Annotated in this window: 17 protein-coding genes; 14 read left to right on the forward strand and 3 right to left on the reverse strand. The window is 58.8% G+C overall.

What is annotated here, in order from left to right:
* Positions 1-131 precede the first annotated feature (131 nt).
* Both KGB18_RS03645 and KGB18_RS03650 read left to right on the forward strand, forming a co-directional pair.
* Entirely contained in the window at positions 132-917 is a 786-nt protein-coding gene (locus KGB18_RS03645) for an outer membrane protein OmpK (protein WP_201059446.1), read from the forward strand.
* A gap of 375 nt (positions 918-1,292) precedes the next feature.
* A complete protein-coding gene (locus KGB18_RS03650; protein WP_123720789.1) occupies positions 1,293-2,078 on the forward strand; it encodes an outer membrane protein OmpK in 786 nt (261 codons plus the stop codon).
* Between the two features lie 118 nt (positions 2,079-2,196).
* On the opposite strand, the gene KGB18_RS03655 is transcribed toward KGB18_RS03650, so the two are convergent.
* A complete protein-coding gene (locus KGB18_RS03655; RefSeq protein WP_123720788.1) occupies positions 2,197-3,369 on the reverse strand; it encodes a patatin-like phospholipase family protein in 1,173 nt (390 codons plus the stop codon).
* A gap of 35 nt (positions 3,370-3,404) precedes the next feature.
* Positions 3,405-4,337 (reverse strand): lipid A biosynthesis lauroyl acyltransferase, encoded by a 933-nt coding sequence (locus tag KGB18_RS03660; RefSeq protein ID WP_201059447.1) that lies wholly within the window; start codon positions 4,335-4,337, stop codon positions 3,405-3,407.
* A 118-nt stretch (positions 4,338-4,455) separates the two neighbouring features.
* On the opposite strand from KGB18_RS03660, the gene minC reads away from it, so the two are divergent.
* The 7 genes from minC (at position 4,456) to KGB18_RS03695 (ending at position 11,441) form a co-directional block, all read left to right on the forward strand.
* Positions 4,456-5,193: a septum site-determining protein MinC gene (gene minC, locus KGB18_RS03665; protein ID WP_123721244.1), complete on the forward strand. Its 738-nt coding sequence runs from the start codon at positions 4,456-4,458 to the stop codon at positions 5,191-5,193.
* Positions 5,194-5,394: 201 nt separating this feature from the next.
* A complete protein-coding gene (gene minD / locus KGB18_RS03670; protein ID WP_050681334.1) occupies positions 5,395-6,207 on the forward strand; it encodes a septum site-determining protein MinD in 813 nt (270 codons plus the stop codon).
* Positions 6,207-6,461, forward strand: coding sequence for a cell division topological specificity factor MinE (gene minE, locus KGB18_RS03675; RefSeq protein ID WP_048394400.1), 255 nt, complete (start codon positions 6,207-6,209; stop codon positions 6,459-6,461). The genes minD and minE overlap by 1 nt, the downstream gene beginning before the upstream one ends.
* Before the next feature lie 179 nt (positions 6,462-6,640).
* Positions 6,641-7,276, forward strand: coding sequence for an RluA family pseudouridine synthase (locus KGB18_RS03680; protein WP_030131660.1), 636 nt, complete (start codon positions 6,641-6,643; stop codon positions 7,274-7,276).
* Positions 7,277-7,514: 238 nt separating this feature from the next.
* On the forward strand, positions 7,515-8,804 hold the full coding sequence (locus KGB18_RS03685; RefSeq protein WP_123720786.1) for a M18 family aminopeptidase: 1,290 nt from the start codon (positions 7,515-7,517) through the stop codon (positions 8,802-8,804).
* Positions 8,805-9,035: 231 nt separating this feature from the next.
* Positions 9,036-9,212 carry a hypothetical protein gene (locus KGB18_RS03690; RefSeq protein WP_167344810.1) on the forward strand — a complete coding sequence of 59 codons (177 nt, stop codon included), beginning with the start codon at positions 9,036-9,038 and terminating at the stop codon, positions 9,210-9,212.
* A 72-nt stretch (positions 9,213-9,284) separates the two neighbouring features.
* Positions 9,285-11,441, forward strand: coding sequence for a mechanosensitive ion channel domain-containing protein (locus tag KGB18_RS03695; protein WP_223569419.1), 2,157 nt, complete (start codon positions 9,285-9,287; stop codon positions 11,439-11,441).
* A 119-nt stretch (positions 11,442-11,560) separates the two neighbouring features.
* Here the strand turns inward: KGB18_RS03695 and KGB18_RS03700 are convergent, their stop codons facing one another.
* Positions 11,561-12,274: a UTRA domain-containing protein gene (locus KGB18_RS03700; RefSeq protein WP_123360108.1), complete on the reverse strand. Its 714-nt coding sequence runs from the start codon at positions 12,272-12,274 to the stop codon at positions 11,561-11,563.
* Between the two features lie 350 nt (positions 12,275-12,624).
* On the opposite strand from KGB18_RS03700, the gene KGB18_RS03705 reads away from it, so the two are divergent.
* From KGB18_RS03705 to KGB18_RS03725, 5 genes are all read left to right on the forward strand, one after another.
* Entirely contained in the window at positions 12,625-13,689 is a 1,065-nt protein-coding gene (locus KGB18_RS03705) for an ABC transporter substrate-binding protein (RefSeq protein ID WP_123720784.1), read from the forward strand.
* A 212-nt stretch (positions 13,690-13,901) separates the two neighbouring features.
* Complete coding sequence (locus KGB18_RS03710; protein WP_123720783.1) at positions 13,902-14,708, forward strand: alkaline phosphatase family protein; 807 nt, start codon at positions 13,902-13,904, stop codon at positions 14,706-14,708.
* Between the two features lie 5 nt (positions 14,709-14,713).
* Positions 14,714-15,550 (forward strand): ABC transporter permease, encoded by an 837-nt coding sequence (locus tag KGB18_RS03715; protein ID WP_187326435.1) that lies wholly within the window; start codon positions 14,714-14,716, stop codon positions 15,548-15,550.
* Positions 15,537-16,337 carry an ABC transporter permease gene (locus KGB18_RS03720; protein ID WP_123720781.1) on the forward strand — a complete coding sequence of 267 codons (801 nt, stop codon included), beginning with the start codon at positions 15,537-15,539 and terminating at the stop codon, positions 16,335-16,337. Before KGB18_RS03715 ends, KGB18_RS03720 begins: the two co-directional genes overlap by 14 nt.
* Positions 16,334-17,323: an ABC transporter ATP-binding protein gene (locus KGB18_RS03725; RefSeq protein ID WP_123720780.1), complete on the forward strand. Its 990-nt coding sequence runs from the start codon at positions 16,334-16,336 to the stop codon at positions 17,321-17,323. The genes KGB18_RS03720 and KGB18_RS03725 overlap by 4 nt, the downstream gene beginning before the upstream one ends.
* Positions 17,324-17,353 lie beyond the last annotated feature (30 nt).

Below are 17,353 nucleotides of genomic sequence, written 5' to 3' on the forward strand. Positions count from 1 at the left end.
CCCCCGTTGGGTCGCGAAGCGGCCCCGGCATCCTTCAAGCAAACAGCATTCACCTGTTTTACGACTGCCTCGCAGCCGAACGGGGGCAAGCCCCCTCGCCACAAAACAATAAAAACAAGAGGGAGCAACAGATGATTCGGACAAAAACCAGCGTGCTGTTGGGCACTGGCCTGTTGGCCGCGAGCCAAGCCATGGCCGGGGATTTGCTGCTGTGGCAGACCAACAGCCTGAGCTATCTGTATGGCAAGGATTTCGCGGTCAACCCGTCAATCCAGCAGACGATAACCTTTGAGCACGCCGACCGCTGGAAGTACGGCGACAACTTCCTGTTCGTCGACAGCACTTACTACAACGGCGAGAAAGACCGGAATAAAGGCGTTCACGCCTATTACGGCGAGTTCAGTCCGCGCCTGTCTTTCGGCAAAATCCTCGACCGCCGTTTCGAATTCGGCCCGATCAAGGACGTGTTGCTGGCCATGACCTACGAGAATGGCGAAGACGACACTGAGGCCTATCTGATCGGCCCCGGTTTCGACCTCGCAGTACCGGGCTTCAATTTTTTCACCTTGAACTTCTACTATCGCCAGACCGAAGGCTCGCGTCCCGGCGACGATGTCTGGCAGATCACGCCGGCCTGGTCCTACACCCTGCCATTGGGCAACTCGAACCTGTTGATCGACGGCTACATCGACTGGGTCGTGGATAACGACCAGAACTCACAGGGCACCTACCACGCCAACCTGCACCTGAACCCGCAGATCAAATACGACCTGGGGAAGGCTTTGGCCTGGCGGGAGAAACAGGTGTACGTCGGCGTCGAATACAGCTACTGGAAAGACAAATACGGCATCGAAAACAACGCCAACCTCGACACTAATGAGAACACCACCAGCCTGCTGATGAAGGTGCATTTCTAGATGATCCGCAACCGTGCTCCAAACCTGTCGTCGGTGCGCTGTTGCGGGGCACTTGAGACCTGGCCAAGGAGTCAGTATTCTCCGCGGCCGCCCGAATCTGGTCTAAAAAAAAGCCCGGATTTAATTCCTGACCAGAAAGCCAACTTACCCCGGCGCTGGACGGTACCAAGGCACTCCAAAACCACTCTCAATCGACTGCTCTTGAGCCGCCGAACGGGAGTTTTTTGGCTTTTTAAAAGCCTTGGCTCAGCTCTTGCTAACAGCACTGAAGCTGACCGATTGGATGATTTTTTACAGCTAAAGAAAAAGGCGCCACACCAGAGCGCCGACCTTAGAAAAATAACGTGGAACCACCTACTTTTTGGGAGCAACCGAATGAAACGTACGTGCACCAGCCTGATGCTTGCGGGATCCTTGTTGGCCGGGGGCCAGGCAATGGCCGGCGACTTGCTGCAATGGCAGAACAACAGCCTGACCTACCTCTATGGCAAGGACTTCCAGGTCAACCCGCGCATTCAGCAAACCGTCACCTTCGAGCACGCCGATGCCTGGAAATACGGCGACAACTTCGTGTTCGTCGACAAGATTTTCTACAACGGCAAGGAAGACAGCGGCGTCGGCTCGAACACCTATTACGGCGAAATCAGCCCGCGCTTGTCGTTTGGCAAGATCTTCGACCAAAAACTGGAGTTCGGCCCGGTCAAAGACGTGCTGCTGGCCATGACGTACGAATTCGGTGAGGGCGATACCGAGTCCTACCTGATCGGTCCTGGTTTCGACCTGGCGATTCCCGGGTTCGATTACTTCCAGCTGAACTTCTACCAGCGTCACACCGAGGGCAGTCGCCCGGGTGACAACGTCTGGCAGATCACCCCGGTTTGGTCCTACACCATTCCAGTGGGCGATTCGAACATCCTGATCGATGGCTTCATGGACTGGGTGGTCGACAACGACCAGAACAGCAAAGGCACCTACCACGCCAACCTGCACTTCAACCCACAGATCAAATACGACTTGGGCAAAGCCCTGAACATAGGCGAGAAGCAGTTGTACGTCGGTGTCGAGTACGACTACTGGTCAGACAAGTACGGGATTAAGGACAGCCAGTACTTCAAGACCGATCAGAGCAACACGAGCTTCCTGGTGAAGTTCCACTTCTAATCGTAAAAGCTTCGCGGGCAAGCCTCGCTCCCACAGGTTTTGTGTCGTTCACATCATCGGCGAACGACACAAAACCTGTGGAAGCGAGGCTTGCCCGCGAATTGCCGCACCGTAAATCTCAAGCCGAAACCGCAGGCTCCACCAACCCCAGAAACCGGCACAGCTCATCCCGCTTGGCCAACGCATCGCGCCGGCCCAGATCAATCAGCTCGCTGCAATACCCCGCCTCAAACAGCAGATAACTCAGCACCCCCGCCCCGCTGGTCTTGGTCGCCCCCGGCCCGCGCAAAAACAGGCGCAAGGCCGCCGGTAATTCCTGGCGATGCCGCGCCGCAATTTCATCGATCGGCTGACTCGGCGAAATCACCAGCACGTCCACCGGCGCTGCTCCCAATGCACGACTCGGTGTGCCGTCGGGCAGCAGATGGCTGAACTGATTCAGACGCTGCAGCAACTCGATGTCACTTTCCAGGCTGTCAATGAATGTACTGTTGAGCATGTGCCCGCCGATTTGTGCCAGGGTCGGCTGCTGACCGGTGTAGGCGCGTTGCAGCGGCTGTTCCGGATCGACCCCGCGCGGGTTGCCGCTGACGCCCACCACCAGCACGCGACTGGCACCCAGGTGCAGGGCCGGGCTGATCGGTGCCGATTGGCGTACTGCGCCATCGCCAAAATATTCTTCGCCGATTTTCACCGGTGCAAACAGTAATGGAATCGCCGAACTGGCCAGCAAATGATCGACGCTCAATTGGGTCGGCACGCCGATTCGCCGATGGCGCAACCAGGACTCGATGGTGCCACCGCCCTGATAAAACGTGACGGCCTGACCGGACTCATAGCCAAACGCCGTGACCGCCACCGCCTTCAATTGCTTTTGCGCGATAGCCTCGGCAATCCCGGGCATGTGCAGTTTGTCGTTGAGTAAACCGCGTAGCGGCGAGCTGTTGAGCAGGGCCACAGGCACCGGAGCGCCAATCCCCATCAGATTGTGACTGACAAAACGGGTGGCTTGATGGATCACCCCAGGCCAGTCGCTGCGCAGTACCAGATGGCTGCGGAAACCTTGCCAGAAGGCGGTCAGACGCTGAATCGCGCCGCGAAAGTCCATTGCCCCACTGGCCAGGCTGACCGCGTTGATCGCGCCGGCCGAGGTGCCGACGATCACCGGAAACGGATTCGCCGCGCCCACCGGCAGCAGCTCGGCAATCGCCGCCAGCACACCCACCTGATAAGCCGCCCGAGCCCCGCCGCCGGAAAGTATCAACCCTGTAACCGGTTCAGCAGAACTCATCGCAACACTCCATGGTGCTTAAAGGGATCGGTGACTCAACCGCGTTTGGCGTACAGCTTCGGTTCGCCCGGTGGTCGGCTCTTGAAGCGGCGATGTGCCCAGAGGTATTGCTCCGGACATTCGCGCAACGTACTTTCGACCCACTGATTGATCCGAATGCAGTCAGCCTCTTCCGTCTCGCCGGGAAAGCCCTCGAGCGGCGCATGAATCACCAACCGATAACCACTGCCGTCAGCCAGGCGTTGCTGAGTGAACGGCACTACCAGCGCCTTGCCCAGCCGCGCGAACTTGCTGGTGGCGGTGACGGTCGCCGCCTGAATCCCGAACAACGGCACGAAGATACTTTGCTTGGCGCCGTAGTCCTGATCCGGTGCGTACCAGATCGCTCGGCCTGCCCGCAGCAGTTTGAGCATGCCACGCACGTCGTCGCGCTCCACCGCCAGCGAGTCAAGGTTATGCCGCTCGCGGCCACGACGCTGGATGTAGTCGAACAGCGGATTCTTGTGTTCGCGGTACATGCCATCGATGGTGTGCTGCTGACCGAGCAGCGCCGCGCCGATCTCAAGCGTAGTGAAATGCACGGCCATCAGAATCACGCCCTTGCCGTCGCGCTGGGCCTGCTGCAAATGTTCCAGGCCTTCGACATGGGCCAGTTTCGCCAGACGCTTGCGCGACCACCACCAGCTCATGGCCATCTCGAAGAAGGCGATGCCGGTGGAGGCGAAGTTTTCCTTGAGCAGACGCTTGCGCTCGGCAGCGGTCTTTTCAGGGAAACACAGCTCAAGATTGCGCTTGGCAATGCGCCGTCGGTCGCCGGCCACTCGATACATCAATGCACCCAAGACGCGACCGGCCGACAGCAACGCCGGATACGGCAGCTGCACAATCAGCCACAAAAGCCCCAAGCCACACCACAGCGGCCAGAAACGTGGAGAAAGAAATGCTGTTCGAAAACGCGGGCGATCCATTAAAGGTTCCGTCAAGACAGTGGCCGCGCATTCTACATCGTTCGACCCGGCTTGCGGCCTGCGGGCGTTCTCGTTATAAGTCTCGGCACTTTTAGTGACAAGCCGTTGTATGCCAACCATGAGCCAAACCGAACCGCTAGACCAAGATCCCGTGTTCCAGTTGAAGGGCAGCATGCTTGCCATTACGGTGCTGGAACTGGCCCGTAACGACCTTGAGAACCTTGATCGACAACTGGCCGCCAAGGTCGCCCAAGCGCCCAACTTCTTCAGCAACGCGCCGCTGGTACTGGCCCTGGACAAACTCCCGGCCAGCGAAGGCTCGGTCGATTTGCCGGGGCTGATGCGCATCTGCCGCCAGCATGGCCTGCGCACCCTGGCGATCCGTGCCAGCCGCATTGAAGACATTGCCGCCGCCATTGCGGTCGATCTGCCGGTGCTGCCGCCGTCCGGCGCCCGTGAGCGACCGCTCGACCCGATCGAAGGCACTGTTGCGAAAAAACCGGAAAAACCACCGGAACCGACCATCAAACCGACCAAAATCATTACCTCGCCGGTACGCGGTGGCCAGCAGATTTATGCCCAGGGTTGCGATTTGGTGGTGATTTCGTCGGTCAGCCCGGGGGCGGAACTTCTCGCCGATGGGAACATCCATGTATACGGCGCGATGCGCGGTCGTGTCTTGGCCGGCGTCAAAGGTGACACGAAAGCCAGGATTTTCTGTCAGCAAATGACCGCTGAACTGGTCTCCATCGCCGGCCACTACAAGGTTTCCGAGGATTTGCGTCGTGATCCATTGTGGGGCGCGGGCGTACAAGTCAGCCTGTCGGGCGACGTGTTGAACATCATTCGGCTTTAACGGATACTGCCGCATTTTCCAAGCATCTCTAAAACGTAGCGAAAACGGCTCAAACGAAGTAGGAAAAAGGCTAAAAGCAGTGTTTACCGGGGGTAAGCGCCGCTCAGAACCGGATTCCAGCCAAGGCTGTCCGACTGCAGTAGTTTTTCAAGAGATGTTTTTCAGGGGCTAAACGTCCTTTTTCCTTAGGGGTAAAACACCTTGGCCAAGATTCTCGTGGTTACATCCGGCAAGGGTGGTGTGGGTAAGACCACCACCAGCGCCGCTATCGGTACCGGCCTCGCTCTGCGTGGTCACAAAACAGTTATCGTCGACTTCGACGTCGGTTTGCGTAACCTCGACCTGATCATGGGTTGCGAGCGCCGCGTGGTGTATGACTTCGTCAACGTGGTAAACGGCGAAGCCAACCTGCAACAGGCTCTGATCAAAGACAAGCGTCTGGAAAACCTCTACGTACTGGCCGCCAGTCAGACTCGCGACAAAGACGCGCTGACCCTGGAAGGCGTGGAAAAAGTGCTGATGGCACTTAAAGAAGACTTCGAATTCGTGGTCTGCGACTCCCCGGCGGGCATCGAGAAAGGCGCTCACCTGGCCATGTACTTCGCTGATGAAGCGATTGTAGTGACCAACCCGGAAGTCTCCTCCGTACGTGACTCGGACCGCATGCTGGGCCTGCTGGCCAGCAAATCCCGTCGCGCCGAGAACGGCGAAGAGCCGATCAAGGAACACCTGCTGCTGACCCGCTACAACCCTACACGCGTGAGCAACGGCGAAATGCTCGGCGTCGAAGACGTCAAGGACATCCTCGCGGTGACCCTGCTGGGCGTGATTCCGGAATCGCAGGCAGTCCTCAAAGCCTCCAACCAGGGCGTGCCAGTGATTCTCGACGACCAGAGCGACGCCGGTCAGGCGTACAGCGATGCCGTCGATCGTCTGCTGGGCAAAACCGTGGACCATCGTTTCCTCGATGTCGAGAAGAAGGGATTCTTCGAGCGACTTTTTGGAGGTAGGTAATGAACCTTTTTGACTTCTTTCGTGCCAACAAAAAGCCTAATACCGCCTCGGTAGCGAAAGAGCGTCTACAGATCATCGTGGCGCATGAACGCGGCCAGCGCAGTACGCCGGATTACCTGCCAGCCTTGCAGAAGGAACTGGTGGAAGTGATCCGCAAGTACGTCAATATCGGGTCCGATGACGTGCACGTCGCTCTGGAAAACCAGGGCAGCTGCTCGATTCTGGAACTCAATATCACCCTGCCAGATCGCTGAGTCGATCCGGCGGGAGCCACGGCGGCTCAGAACCTTCGAGCCTGTGTAGGAGCTGCCGCAGGCTGCGATCTTTTGATCTTGTTTTAAAAGCAAAATCAAAAGATCGCAGCCTGCGGCAGCTCCTACATGGACAGTGAAGGTTCTGAGCCGCCGTTGGCGTTTGTTACGAGGCTGTTTTAATGCCGTTGTCCAACATCCGCATCATCCATCAGGACGCCGCCGTACTGGTGGTCGACAAACCGACCCTGTTGCTCTCCGTCCCTGGCCGGGCCGATGACAACAAGGACTGCCTGATTACGCGTCTGCAAGAAAACGGCTACCCGGAAGCACGAATTGTTCATCGGCTGGACTGGGAAACTTCCGGCATCATTCTGTTGGCCCGTGACCCGGACACTCATCGCGAGCTGTCTCGGCAATTTCACGACCGCGAAACCGAAAAGGCCTACACCGCCCTGTGCTGGGGACAACCGGAACTGGACAGCGGCAGCATCGACCTGCCCCTGCGCTATGACCCGCCGACCAAGCCACGCCATGTGGTGGACCATGAGTTCGGCAAGCATGCCTTGACCTTCTGGCGTGTGCTGGAGCGTTGTGGCGACTGGTGCCGCGTCGAGCTGACGCCGATCACCGGCCGCTCTCACCAGTTGCGCGTGCACATGCTGTCGATAGGTCACCCGCTGTTGGGTGATGGGCTCTATGCCCATGAGCAAGCCTTGGCTGCCTGGCCACGACTTTGTTTGCACGCCAGCATGCTCAGCTTCACTCATCCCCAGACTGGCGAACGCCTGCGCTTCGAGTGCCCTGCGCCGTTTTAACGGTCGATGAGCATGCTTTTGTGGCGAGGGGGCTTGCCCCCGTTCGGCTGCGAAGCAGTCGTATATCCTGCAGATACGGTTAGCCGGTTTCAGGAGTGCTTCGCACTCCAACGGGGGCAAGCCCCCTCGCCACAAAAGCTCCCTCGCCACATTGAGTCTCACTCTGCACGCGTAATCGCCCGCCGCACTTTGCGCTTTCAATACGTTAAACTGGCGCCACTGCTGTCTGGAGCTACTTATGCGCGAAGAGTTGAACCAAGGCCTGATCGACTTCCTCAAGGCCTCCCCTACCCCATTCCATGCCACTGCCAGCCTTGTTCAGCGTCTGGAAGCGGCCGGTTTTATGCGCCTCGACGAGCGCGAGCCTTGGAGCACCGAAGCCAACGGTCGTTACTACGTCACCCGTAACGACTCTTCAATCGTCGCGTTCAAAATGGGCCGTCATTCGCCCCTGCACGGCGGCATTCGTCTGGTCGGCGCGCACACCGATAGCCCGTGCCTGCGGGTCAAACCCCAGCCGGAACTGCAACGCCAGGGATTCTGGCAACTGGGTGTCGAAGTGTATGGCGGTGCACTGCTGGCGCCGTGGTTCGACCGCGATCTGTCTCTGGCCGGCCGCGTGACGTTCCGCCGTGATGGCAAGGTCGAGAGCCAATTGATCGACTTCAAGGCACCGATCGCGATCATTCCGAACCTGGCCATTCACCTCAACCGCGAAGCCAACATGGGCTGGGCGATCAATGCCCAGACCGAACTGCCGCCGATCCTCGCGCAATTCGCCGGTGACGAGCGTGTGGACTTCCGCGCCGTGCTCACCGATCAACTGGCCCGCGAACATGGCCTGAACGCCGACGTGGTGCTCGATTACGAGCTGAGCTTCTACGACACCCAAAGCGCCGCGGTCATCGGCCTGCATGGCGATTTCATTGCGGGCGCGCGCCTGGATAATTTGCTGTCGTGCTACGCCGGCCTGCAAGCTTTGCTGACGACCGAAACCGACGAAACCTGCGTGCTGGTCTGCAACGATCATGAAGAAGTCGGTTCCTGCTCGGCCTGTGGCGCCGACGGCCCGATGCTTGAGCAAACCCTGCGTCGTCTGTTGCCTGAAGGGGACGAATTCGTACGGACCATTCAGAAATCCCTGCTGATCTCGGCCGACAACGCCCACGGCGTGCATCCGAACTATGCCGACAAGCACGATGCCAACCACGGCCCGAAACTCAACGCCGGCCCGGTGATCAAGGTCAACAGCAACCAGCGCTACGCCACCAACAGCGAAACCGCCGGTTTCTTCCGCCATTTGTGCATGGCTGAAGAAGTACCGGTGCAGAGCTTCGTGGTTCGCAGCGACATGGGCTGCGGTTCGACCATCGGCCCGATTACCGCCAGCCATCTGGGCGTGCGCACCGTGGACATCGGCCTGCCGACGTTCGCCATGCACTCGATCCGCGAGCTGTGCGGCAGCCATGACCTGGCGCACCTGGTCAAAGTGCTGAGCGCGTTCTACGCCTGCCGCGAATTGCCGTAGTCCTTGGTGATTAAAAGGTAACTTTTGTGGCGAGGGAGCTTGCTCCCGCTCGGCTGCGAAGCAGTCGTAACTTGGCGAACCCGGTCTCACTGATAACCCGATATTGCTTGTTTTTGGGGCTGCTTCGCAGCCCAACGGGAGCAAGCTCCCTCGCCACGATGATCTTCATCACCTCCGCTCGTCCGAAAGCCGCCTAGACTTGCAATACCCCTCTCCGACAAGGCTGTCACCATGATCTCGATGTCATCATTCCACTCCATGCTGATCCCGATTCTTTCCGGGATGATCATGCTGGCCATCGGCTTCAACTTTCGCGACAAGAACGTTGGTGTGTTCGCGATGTGGGTTGGCATGCTGATGATCCTCGCCACCGTGATCTACAAGATCCTCGCCAAACTCAACGAATAAAACCTCGCGCCTGGCTCGCATTGATTTTGACGGGCTCGTACACTCGGCCGATTCGTTCATCCGAGGTTGACCGTGTTCGCTCGTCTTTTTGCCCTGCCTTGTTTATTCCTTGTCTGCCTGATGACACTGCTGCCGACGGCACCTGCCCAAGCGGTCAGTTTGCCGGGGCTGCTCAATGGCTCGGCGAAAACCCAGCCGCAAGCACAAGAGCCGTTGGGGCAATCGCTGGACGAAGTCATCAAGTCTCTGGAAAACGATCAGCAGCGCACCCAGCTACTGACAGACCTGAAAAAACTTCGCGACGTCACCCAAAAGGCTCAGCCGACCACTGAAGAAGGCGTGCTGGGGCTGATCGGCGGCACTCTGGCCGGTTTCGAAAAGCAATTTTCCGGCGCCGACAGTCCCCTCAATCGCTGGTCCGAAGAGGTCGATCTGGCCAAGGATGAACTGGCGGCGCTGATGCTGCCGGCCAATGAATGGCTGCCAATCATCTTCGCGTTCGCTGTGATCCTGATGGTCTGGAGCCTGCTGGCCGCCGCCCTGATCTGGCTCGGCCACCGAGTGCGTATGCGCTTCGGCCTGACCGAAGAATTGCCGCAACACCCCAAGGCGCTGGACATGCTGCGCTTCGCCTTGCGCAAACTCGGGCCGTGGTTGATTGCCTTGGTCATGACGGTTTACATGACCTACGCCCTGCCTTCGTCATTGGGCAAAAGCCTGGCCATGGTGCTGGCCTATGCGCTGGTCGTCGGTACTTGTTTCTCGGCGATCTGCGTCATCGCATTTTCCGTGCTGGATGGCCCGCATCGCCATCGCGCCTTGTACATCCTGCGGCATCAGGCTTTCCGCCCGTTGTGGCTGATCGGCAGTTTCGCCGCTTTCGGTGAAGCCCTGAGCGATCCGCGTCTGGTTGAAAGCCTCGGCAGTCATCTGGCGCACACAGCAGCGACGTTCGCCAATGTGTTGGCGGCGATCTTCACCGGTTTTTTCATTCTGCGTTTCCGTCGGCCCATCGCCCACTTGATCCGCAACCAGCCGCTGTCCCGGCGCCTGACTCGCCGAGCCTTGAGCGACACGATCGAAATCCTCGGTACCTTTTGGTATCTGCCAGCGCTGGTGCTGGTGGGCATCTCACTGTTCGCCACCTTCGTCTCCGCCGGCGATACCAGCACTGCCTTGCGTCAATCACTGATCTGCACCGTGCTGCTGGTGTTGTGCATGGTCATCAACGGGTTGGTGCGCCGCCATTCACTCAAACCGCAGCGCAGCGTAAAGCGCCATGCACTGTATTCGGACCGCTTGAAAAGCTTCTTCTACACCCTCGCCCATCTGCTGGTGTGGCTGGCATTCATCGAACTCGGCCTGCGCGTCTGGGGCATGTCGCTGATCCGCTTCACCGAAGGCGAAGGTCATGAAGTCAGCGTCAAACTGTTCAGCCTCAGTGGCACGCTGATTTTTGCCTGGTTGATCTGGATCCTCAGCGACACCGCCGTGCATCACGCCCTCACCCGCTCGCGCAAAGGCCTGGCCAATGCCCGCGCGCAGACGATGATGCCGCTGATCCGCAACGTGCTGTTCGTAGCAATATTCATCATTGCGCTGATCGTCGCCCTGGCGAACATGGGCATGAACGTCACGCCGTTGCTGGCCGGTGCCGGCGTGATCGGTCTGGCCATCGGTTTCGGCGCGCAGTCACTGGTGGCTGACCTGATCACCGGGCTGTTCATCATCATCGAAGACTCCCTGGCCATCGACGACTATGTGGACGTCGGCGGCCACCTGGGCACGGTCGAAGGCCTGACCATCCGCACCGTGCGCCTGCGGGACATCGACGGCATCGTTCACACCATTCCGTTCAGCGAAATCAAAAGTATCAAGAACTACTCCCGGGAATTCGGTTACGCGATCTTCCGGGTGGCGGTGCCCTCCAACATGGACATCGACGAGGCGATCAAACTGATGCGCGAAGTCGGCCAGAAAATGCGCACCGACCCGCTGCAACGGCGAAACATCTGGTCGCCGCTGGAGATTCAAGGGGTAGAAAGTTTCGAATCCGGCAACGCGATTCTTCGCGCACGGTTCAAGACCGCGCCGATCAAACAGTGGGAAGTTTCCCGGGCGTTCAACCTGTCGCTCAAGCGACATCTGGATGAAGCCGGGCTGGATCTGGCGACGCCGCGGATGAGTGTCCACGTTGCCACGGCGACAGGTGGGCCGCAGAAAGAATAGCCTTGGCTGTCAGGCCGCCATCGCGAGCAGGCTCGCTCCCACATGGGTTTTGTGAACGACATAGATCCATTGTGGGAGCGAGCCTGCTCGCGATGGCGGCGACTCGGTTTTACTGCGAACTAAACCACATCCACCCCGACATGAATCGCATCATGGCGCCAGAACTCCAGGTCACAGTCGATCAGTCGTTGATGTTGATCGTAATTGACCCGCGCAATCCGCAACCCCGGGCTGCCCACCGATACCCGTAAAGCCGCCGCAGCGTCCACCGACAACGCCGTCGGCACGATCTCGAAACGCACCCGCCCGTAATGCAAGTCGTAATGCCGGGCATACAGTTCGGTCATCGACTGATTCAGATCGAAATCCAGAATCCCCGGGAAAAACTGCGGGTTCAAGTAGTGCTCCACATACAGCACCAATCGCCCGTCAATCCGTCGCGAGCGGCAGATCTGGATCACGCTCGACAGCGCCGGCAACTGCAACCAGGCACACACCGCCGCCGACGCCGGTTGCAACCGCGCCGAGATCACCTCGGTGGACGGCACCCGCCCCTGCGCACTGACCATCGCGTGAAAGTGGCTGCGCTGCATCAAGTTATAAGCCAGCCGGGGTGGCGATACGAACCAGCCGCGTCGCTCCTCGCGATAAATCTGGCCCTGGGCCTCCAGTTGCAATAACGCCTCACGCACGGTGATCCGCGTAGTACCGAACAACTCACTGAGCTTGCGCTCTGCCGGCAACTTGCTCCCGGGCGCCAACAAGCCGTGGTCGAGCTGTTCCTGCAGAACCTGCCCGATGGCTGTCACCGCTTTGGTTGTCTCGATGCGCATCAACGTTACCTATCTGGACTAGACCAGCACTGATTCAGGGCAGAACCGCGATTCAAATCGGATCCTTCAACTGCCTGCAAGCCTAGGCACTGCACATGACTGACAGATGACAAAGCCGCCGAACGGTTGCGCCAGACACCTGCAATTTTATGGCCAAGTCCCTTTCATATCAGCTCTTTAGCCATGGTCTACGCTTATCTCGCACCCCGCGTATCCGAGCGCAGAAAATTCAGGCCGACCGGTCGTCGACATCAAAATGTCATCCAACCCGCCTAAATTGGCTCAGGTATTGCTGACCTAGACCAACACAACCGCAATCGCAGCGTTGAAAACGCCCAAAGGAGCTTCGGATGAAACAGTTTTTCCTGGCATCACTGTTAGGCTCGACCATTGCCCTGTGCACCACCGCCATGGCGGCGGATGATCTGAAAACCCTGGAAGCCGCTGCGAAAGCGGAAGGCGCAGTCAACAGCGTCGGCATGCCCGATGACTGGGCCAACTGGAAAGGCACCTGGGAAGACCTGGCCAAGAAATATGGCCTGAAACACATCGACACCGACATGAGCTCGGCTCAGGAAATCGCCAAGTTCGCCGCCGAAAAAGACAACGCCAGCGCCGACATCGGCGACGTCGGTGCCGCCTTCGGCCCGATCTCGGTCAAGCAGGGCGTGGTACAACCTTACAAGCCAACTACCTGGGAACAGATTCCGGATTGGGCCAAGGATAAGGACGGTAACTGGGCGCTGGCCTACACCGGCACCATCGCGTTTATCGTCAACAAAAAACTGCTGCACGGTTCTGAAGCACCGACCAAATGGGCCGACCTCAAGACTGGCAAGTACAAAGTCTCTATCGGTGACGTGAGCACCGCAGCCCAGGCTGCCAACGGTGTACTGGCCGCAGCCCTCGCCAACGGTGGTGACGAGAAAAACATTCAGCCAGCCCTGTTGCTGTTCGCTGACATCGCCAAGCAAGGCCGCCTGTCCATGGCCAACCCGACGATCGCCACCATGGAAAAGGGTGAAATCGAAGTCGGCGTGGTCTGGGACTTCAACGGTCTGAGCTACAAGGCCAAGATGGCGAATCCGGATGACTACATCGTGCTGATTCCGTCCGATGGCTCGGTGATTTCCGGTTACACCACCATCATCAACAAATACGCGAAGAACCCGAACGCCGCCAAGCTGACCCGTGAATACATCTTCAGCGATGCCGGCCAAATCAACCTGGCGAAAGGCAACGCCCGTCCGATCCGCGCCGAACACATCAAACTGCCGGAAGATGTGAAGGCCAAGCTGCTGCCTAACGAGCAGTACAAAAAGGTTACGCCAATCAAAGACGCCGACGCATGGGAAAAGACCTCCAAGTCGCTGCCACAGAAGTGGCAGGAAGAAGTCATCATCAACATGCCGTAACACGGTAGATCCCCATTCGGGGATCTGATGGAGATCCATTGTAGGAGCGGGCCTGTGGCGAGGGGGCTTGCCCCCGTTGGGCCGCGCAGCGGACCCAGTATCTGCGAGCGCTGCGCACTCGAACGGGGGCAAGCCCCCTCGCCACACAAGCCCGCTCCCCCAGGGGATTGGTTGCGTACTTGAATCATCTGTTTTCGCGGAGTCCCAGCCCTATGAAGCACAACGTCATCCTTGTCGTGCTCGACGGCCTCAATTACGAAGTCGCGCGCCACGCCATGGGGCATCTGCAGGCTTACGTTGGCGCAGGACGCGCGGCACTCTACAAGCTGGAGTGCGAACTGCCGGCCCTGTCCCGACCACTTTATGAATGCATCCTGACCGGCGTTACGCCGATCGTCAGCGGTATCGTTCACAACAACGTCTCACGCCTGTCCAACCAGCGCAGCATCTACCACTACGCCACCGATGCCGGCCTGAAAACCGCCGCCGCGGCCTATCACTGGGTCAGCGAGTTGTATAACCGTTCGCCGTTCGTGGCCGCCCGGGATCGTCATACCGACGACCCCAAACTGCCGATCCAGCACGGTCATTTCTACTGGAGCGACCACTACCCCGACTCGCACCTGTTCGCCGACGCGGAAAACTTGCGTCTGCGCCACGCGCCGGACTTTTTATTAGTCCACCCCATGAACATCGACGACGCCGGGCACAAGCACGGCCTCGACACCCCGCAGTATCGCAATAGCGCTCGCTCAGTCGACATCATCCTCGCCGATTACCTGCAAGGCTGGCTCGACGCCGGTTACCAGGTGCTGGTGACGGCTGACCACGGCATGAACAACGACCGCTCGCACAACGGCCTGTTGCCCGAAGAACGCGAAGTGCCGCTGTTCGTCCTCGGCGATGCCTTCAGCTTCAACCAAAACGCCGCACCGAAACAGACCGAAATCTGCGGCACCGTCTGCGAACTGCTGGGCGTGCCCCACGACAAACCTGTGTGCCGGGAGCTGCTCAAGTGAACGCCATGACCCGTGGTAAATGGCTGGCCGTTCTGTGCCTGGTGCCCTTCGCGATTTTCTTCTTCGTGTTCCAGATTGCCCCGCTGCTCTGGGTGATGATCAACAGCCTGCAATCGGAAGAATTCGGCTGGGGCCTGGCCAACTTCAGCAAAATCTTCAACTCGAAGTTCTATTTGCAGGCGATCCAGCACAGCCTCGAGATCAGTTTCTGGTCCAGCGTGTTCGGCATCATCATCGCCATACTCGGCGCCTACTCCCTGCGCCGGGTCGACTCGAAACTGCGCAACTTCGTCAACGCCTTCGCCAACATGACCAGCAACTTCTCCGGCGTGCCCCTGGCCTTTGCGTTCATCATTTTGCTGGGGTTCAACGGCACCTTCACCATCATGCTCAAACAGGCGGGGATCATTCAGGATTTCAACCTGTACTCGAAAACCGGTCTGATCATTCTCTACACCTACTTCCAGATTCCCTTGGGCGTGCTGCTGCTCTACCCGGCTTTCGACGCCCTGCGCGAAGACTGGCGTGAGTCCGCCGCGTTGCTCGGTGCCAACGGCTGGCAATTCTGGCGACACATCGGTTTGCCGGTGCTGACCCCAGCGCTGTTGGGGACTTTCGTGATTCTGCTGGCCAACGCCCTCGGTGCGTACGCCACGGTCTACGCCCTGACCACCGGCAACTTCAACGTGTTGCCGATCCGCATCGCGGCAATGGTCTCTGGCGACATTTCCCTCGACCCGAACCTGGCCAGTGCCTTGGCCGTGGTGCTGGTGGCGTTGATGACCCTGGTGACCATCGTGCATCAGCTGCTGTTGAAGAGGAGCTACCATGTCTCGCGTTGAACTGGGACCCGTCGGTGTCTATCACCGCGTCGTGGCGTATTTGTTGTTTGCCATTCTGCTGTTGCCGCTGCTTGGAACGCTGATCTACTCGATCTCCACCAGTTGGTCTGCGACGATTATGCCCAGCGGTTTCACCTTCAAGTGGTACATCCAGCTGTGGAGCGATCCGCGTTTTCTCGACGCGTTCGGTCAGTCGTTGCTGGTCTGCGTCGGCTCGCTGATTTTGTCGGTGGTGCTGATTCTGCCGCTGCTGTTTGTGGTGCATTACCACTTCCCGAAACTCGACGCTTTGATGAACATCCTGATCCTGCTGCCCTTTGCGGTGCCGCCGGTGGTGTCGTCGGTGGGGCTGTTGCAGCTTTACGGTTCGGGGCCGTTCGCGATGGTTGGCACGCCGTGGATTCTGATCGGTTGCTACTTCACCGTGGCGCTGCCGTTCATGTACCGGGCAATCACCAACAACCTGCAAGCGATCAACCTGCGCGACCTGATGGACTCCGCGCAACTGCTCGGCGCCAGCACTTGGCAAGCGGCATTCCTGGTGGTGCTGCCGAACCTGCGCAAGGGTTTGATGGTGGCGTTGCTGCTGTCGTTCTCGTTCCTGTTCGGCGAGTTTGTGTTCGCCAACATTCTCGTCGGCACCCGCTACGAAACCCTGCAGGTCTACCTCAACAACATGCGTAACAGCAGCGGCCACTTCACCAGTGCGCTGGTGATCTCCTACTTCTTCTTTGTGCTGGTTCTGACCTGGGCTGCCAATATCTTGAACAAGGACAAAAGCGAATGAGCTACGTCAGCGTCCAACATCTTCAAAAAAATTACTCCGGCACCACGGTATTCAGCGACATCAACTGCGAAATCAAGAAAGGCGAGTTCGTCACCCTCCTCGGTCCGTCCGGTTGCGGCAAGTCCACCCTGCTGCGTTGCATCGCCGGCCTGACCTCGGTGGATGGCGGCAAGATTCTGCTGGAGGGTCAGGACCTCGTCCCGCTGAGCCCGCAAAAACGCGGGATCGGCATGGTGTTCCAGAGTTATGCGCTGTTCCCGAACATGACCGTGGAGCAGAACGTCGCCTTCGGCTTGCGCATGCAGAAGGTCAACGCCGACGATAGCCACAAGCGCGTCGCCGAAGTACTGACACTGGTGGAGCTCAATGACTTCGCCGCCCGTTACCCGCATCAACTGTCCGGTGGCCAGTGCCAACGTGTCGCCCTGGCTCGCTCGCTGGTGACCCGGCCTCGGTTGTTGTTGCTGGATGAGCCGCTATCGGCACTGGATGCGCGGATTCGCAAGCACCTGCGCGAACAGATCCGTCAGATCCAGCGCGAACTGGGGCTGACCACGATCTTCGTCACTCACGATCAGGAAGAAGCCCTGACCATGTCTGACCGAATCTTCCTGATGAATCAGGGAAAGATCGTACAGAGCGGCGATGCCGAAACCCTCTACACCGCGCCAGTCGATGTTTTTGCCGCAGGCTTCATCGGCAACTACAACTTGCTGGATGCCGACAGCGCCAGCAAGCTGTTGCAACGACCGATAACCCATCGCCTCGCCATTCGCCCGGAAGCCATCGAGCTGAGCCTGAACGGCGAACTCGACGCGCAGATTCGCAGCCACAGCCTGTTGGGCAACGTCATTCGCTATCGGGTCGAAGCCCGGGGCGTGGAATTGGTGGTGGATGTGCTGAACCGTTCGGCGGCTGACCTGCATCCCGATGGTCAGCGCCTGGCGCTTTCCATCGATCCGACGGCCCTGTGTGAGGTAGCCTGATGACTTTGCTGATGTTGAAGAGAGAACTGC

It is taken from the genome of Pseudomonas sp. BF-R-26 (assembly GCF_019947395.1).
Lineage (GTDB): Bacteria > Pseudomonadota > Gammaproteobacteria > Pseudomonadales > Pseudomonadaceae > Aquipseudomonas > Aquipseudomonas farris.

Coding starts and splice junctions, on each gene's coding strand:
- KGB18_RS03645 (WP_201059446.1), top strand. CDS start 132: ATGATTCGGACAAAAACCAGCGTGCTGTTGGGCACTGGCCTGTTGGCC.
- KGB18_RS03650 (WP_123720789.1), top strand. CDS start 1,293: ATGAAACGTACGTGCACCAGCCTGATGCTTGCGGGATCCTTGTTGGCC.
- KGB18_RS03655 (WP_123720788.1), bottom strand. CDS start 3,369: ATGAGTTCTGCTGAACCGGTTACAGGGTTGATACTTTCCGGCGGCGGG.
- KGB18_RS03660 (WP_201059447.1), bottom strand. CDS start 4,337: ATGGATCGCCCGCGTTTTCGAACAGCATTTCTTTCTCCACGTTTCTGG.
- minC (WP_123721244.1), top strand. CDS start 4,456: ATGAGCCAAACCGAACCGCTAGACCAAGATCCCGTGTTCCAGTTGAAG.
- minE (WP_048394400.1), top strand. CDS start 6,207: ATGAACCTTTTTGACTTCTTTCGTGCCAACAAAAAGCCTAATACCGCC.
- KGB18_RS03680 (WP_030131660.1), top strand. CDS start 6,641: ATGCCGTTGTCCAACATCCGCATCATCCATCAGGACGCCGCCGTACTG.
- KGB18_RS03685 (WP_123720786.1), top strand. CDS start 7,515: ATGCGCGAAGAGTTGAACCAAGGCCTGATCGACTTCCTCAAGGCCTCC.
- KGB18_RS03690 (WP_167344810.1), top strand. CDS start 9,036: ATGATCTCGATGTCATCATTCCACTCCATGCTGATCCCGATTCTTTCC.
- KGB18_RS03700 (WP_123360108.1), bottom strand. CDS start 12,274: ATGCGCATCGAGACAACCAAAGCGGTGACAGCCATCGGGCAGGTTCTG.
- KGB18_RS03705 (WP_123720784.1), top strand. CDS start 12,625: ATGAAACAGTTTTTCCTGGCATCACTGTTAGGCTCGACCATTGCCCTG.
- KGB18_RS03710 (WP_123720783.1), top strand. CDS start 13,902: ATGAAGCACAACGTCATCCTTGTCGTGCTCGACGGCCTCAATTACGAA.
- KGB18_RS03715 (WP_187326435.1), top strand. CDS start 14,714: ATGACCCGTGGTAAATGGCTGGCCGTTCTGTGCCTGGTGCCCTTCGCG.
- KGB18_RS03720 (WP_123720781.1), top strand. CDS start 15,537: ATGTCTCGCGTTGAACTGGGACCCGTCGGTGTCTATCACCGCGTCGTG.
- KGB18_RS03725 (WP_123720780.1), top strand. CDS start 16,334: ATGAGCTACGTCAGCGTCCAACATCTTCAAAAAAATTACTCCGGCACC.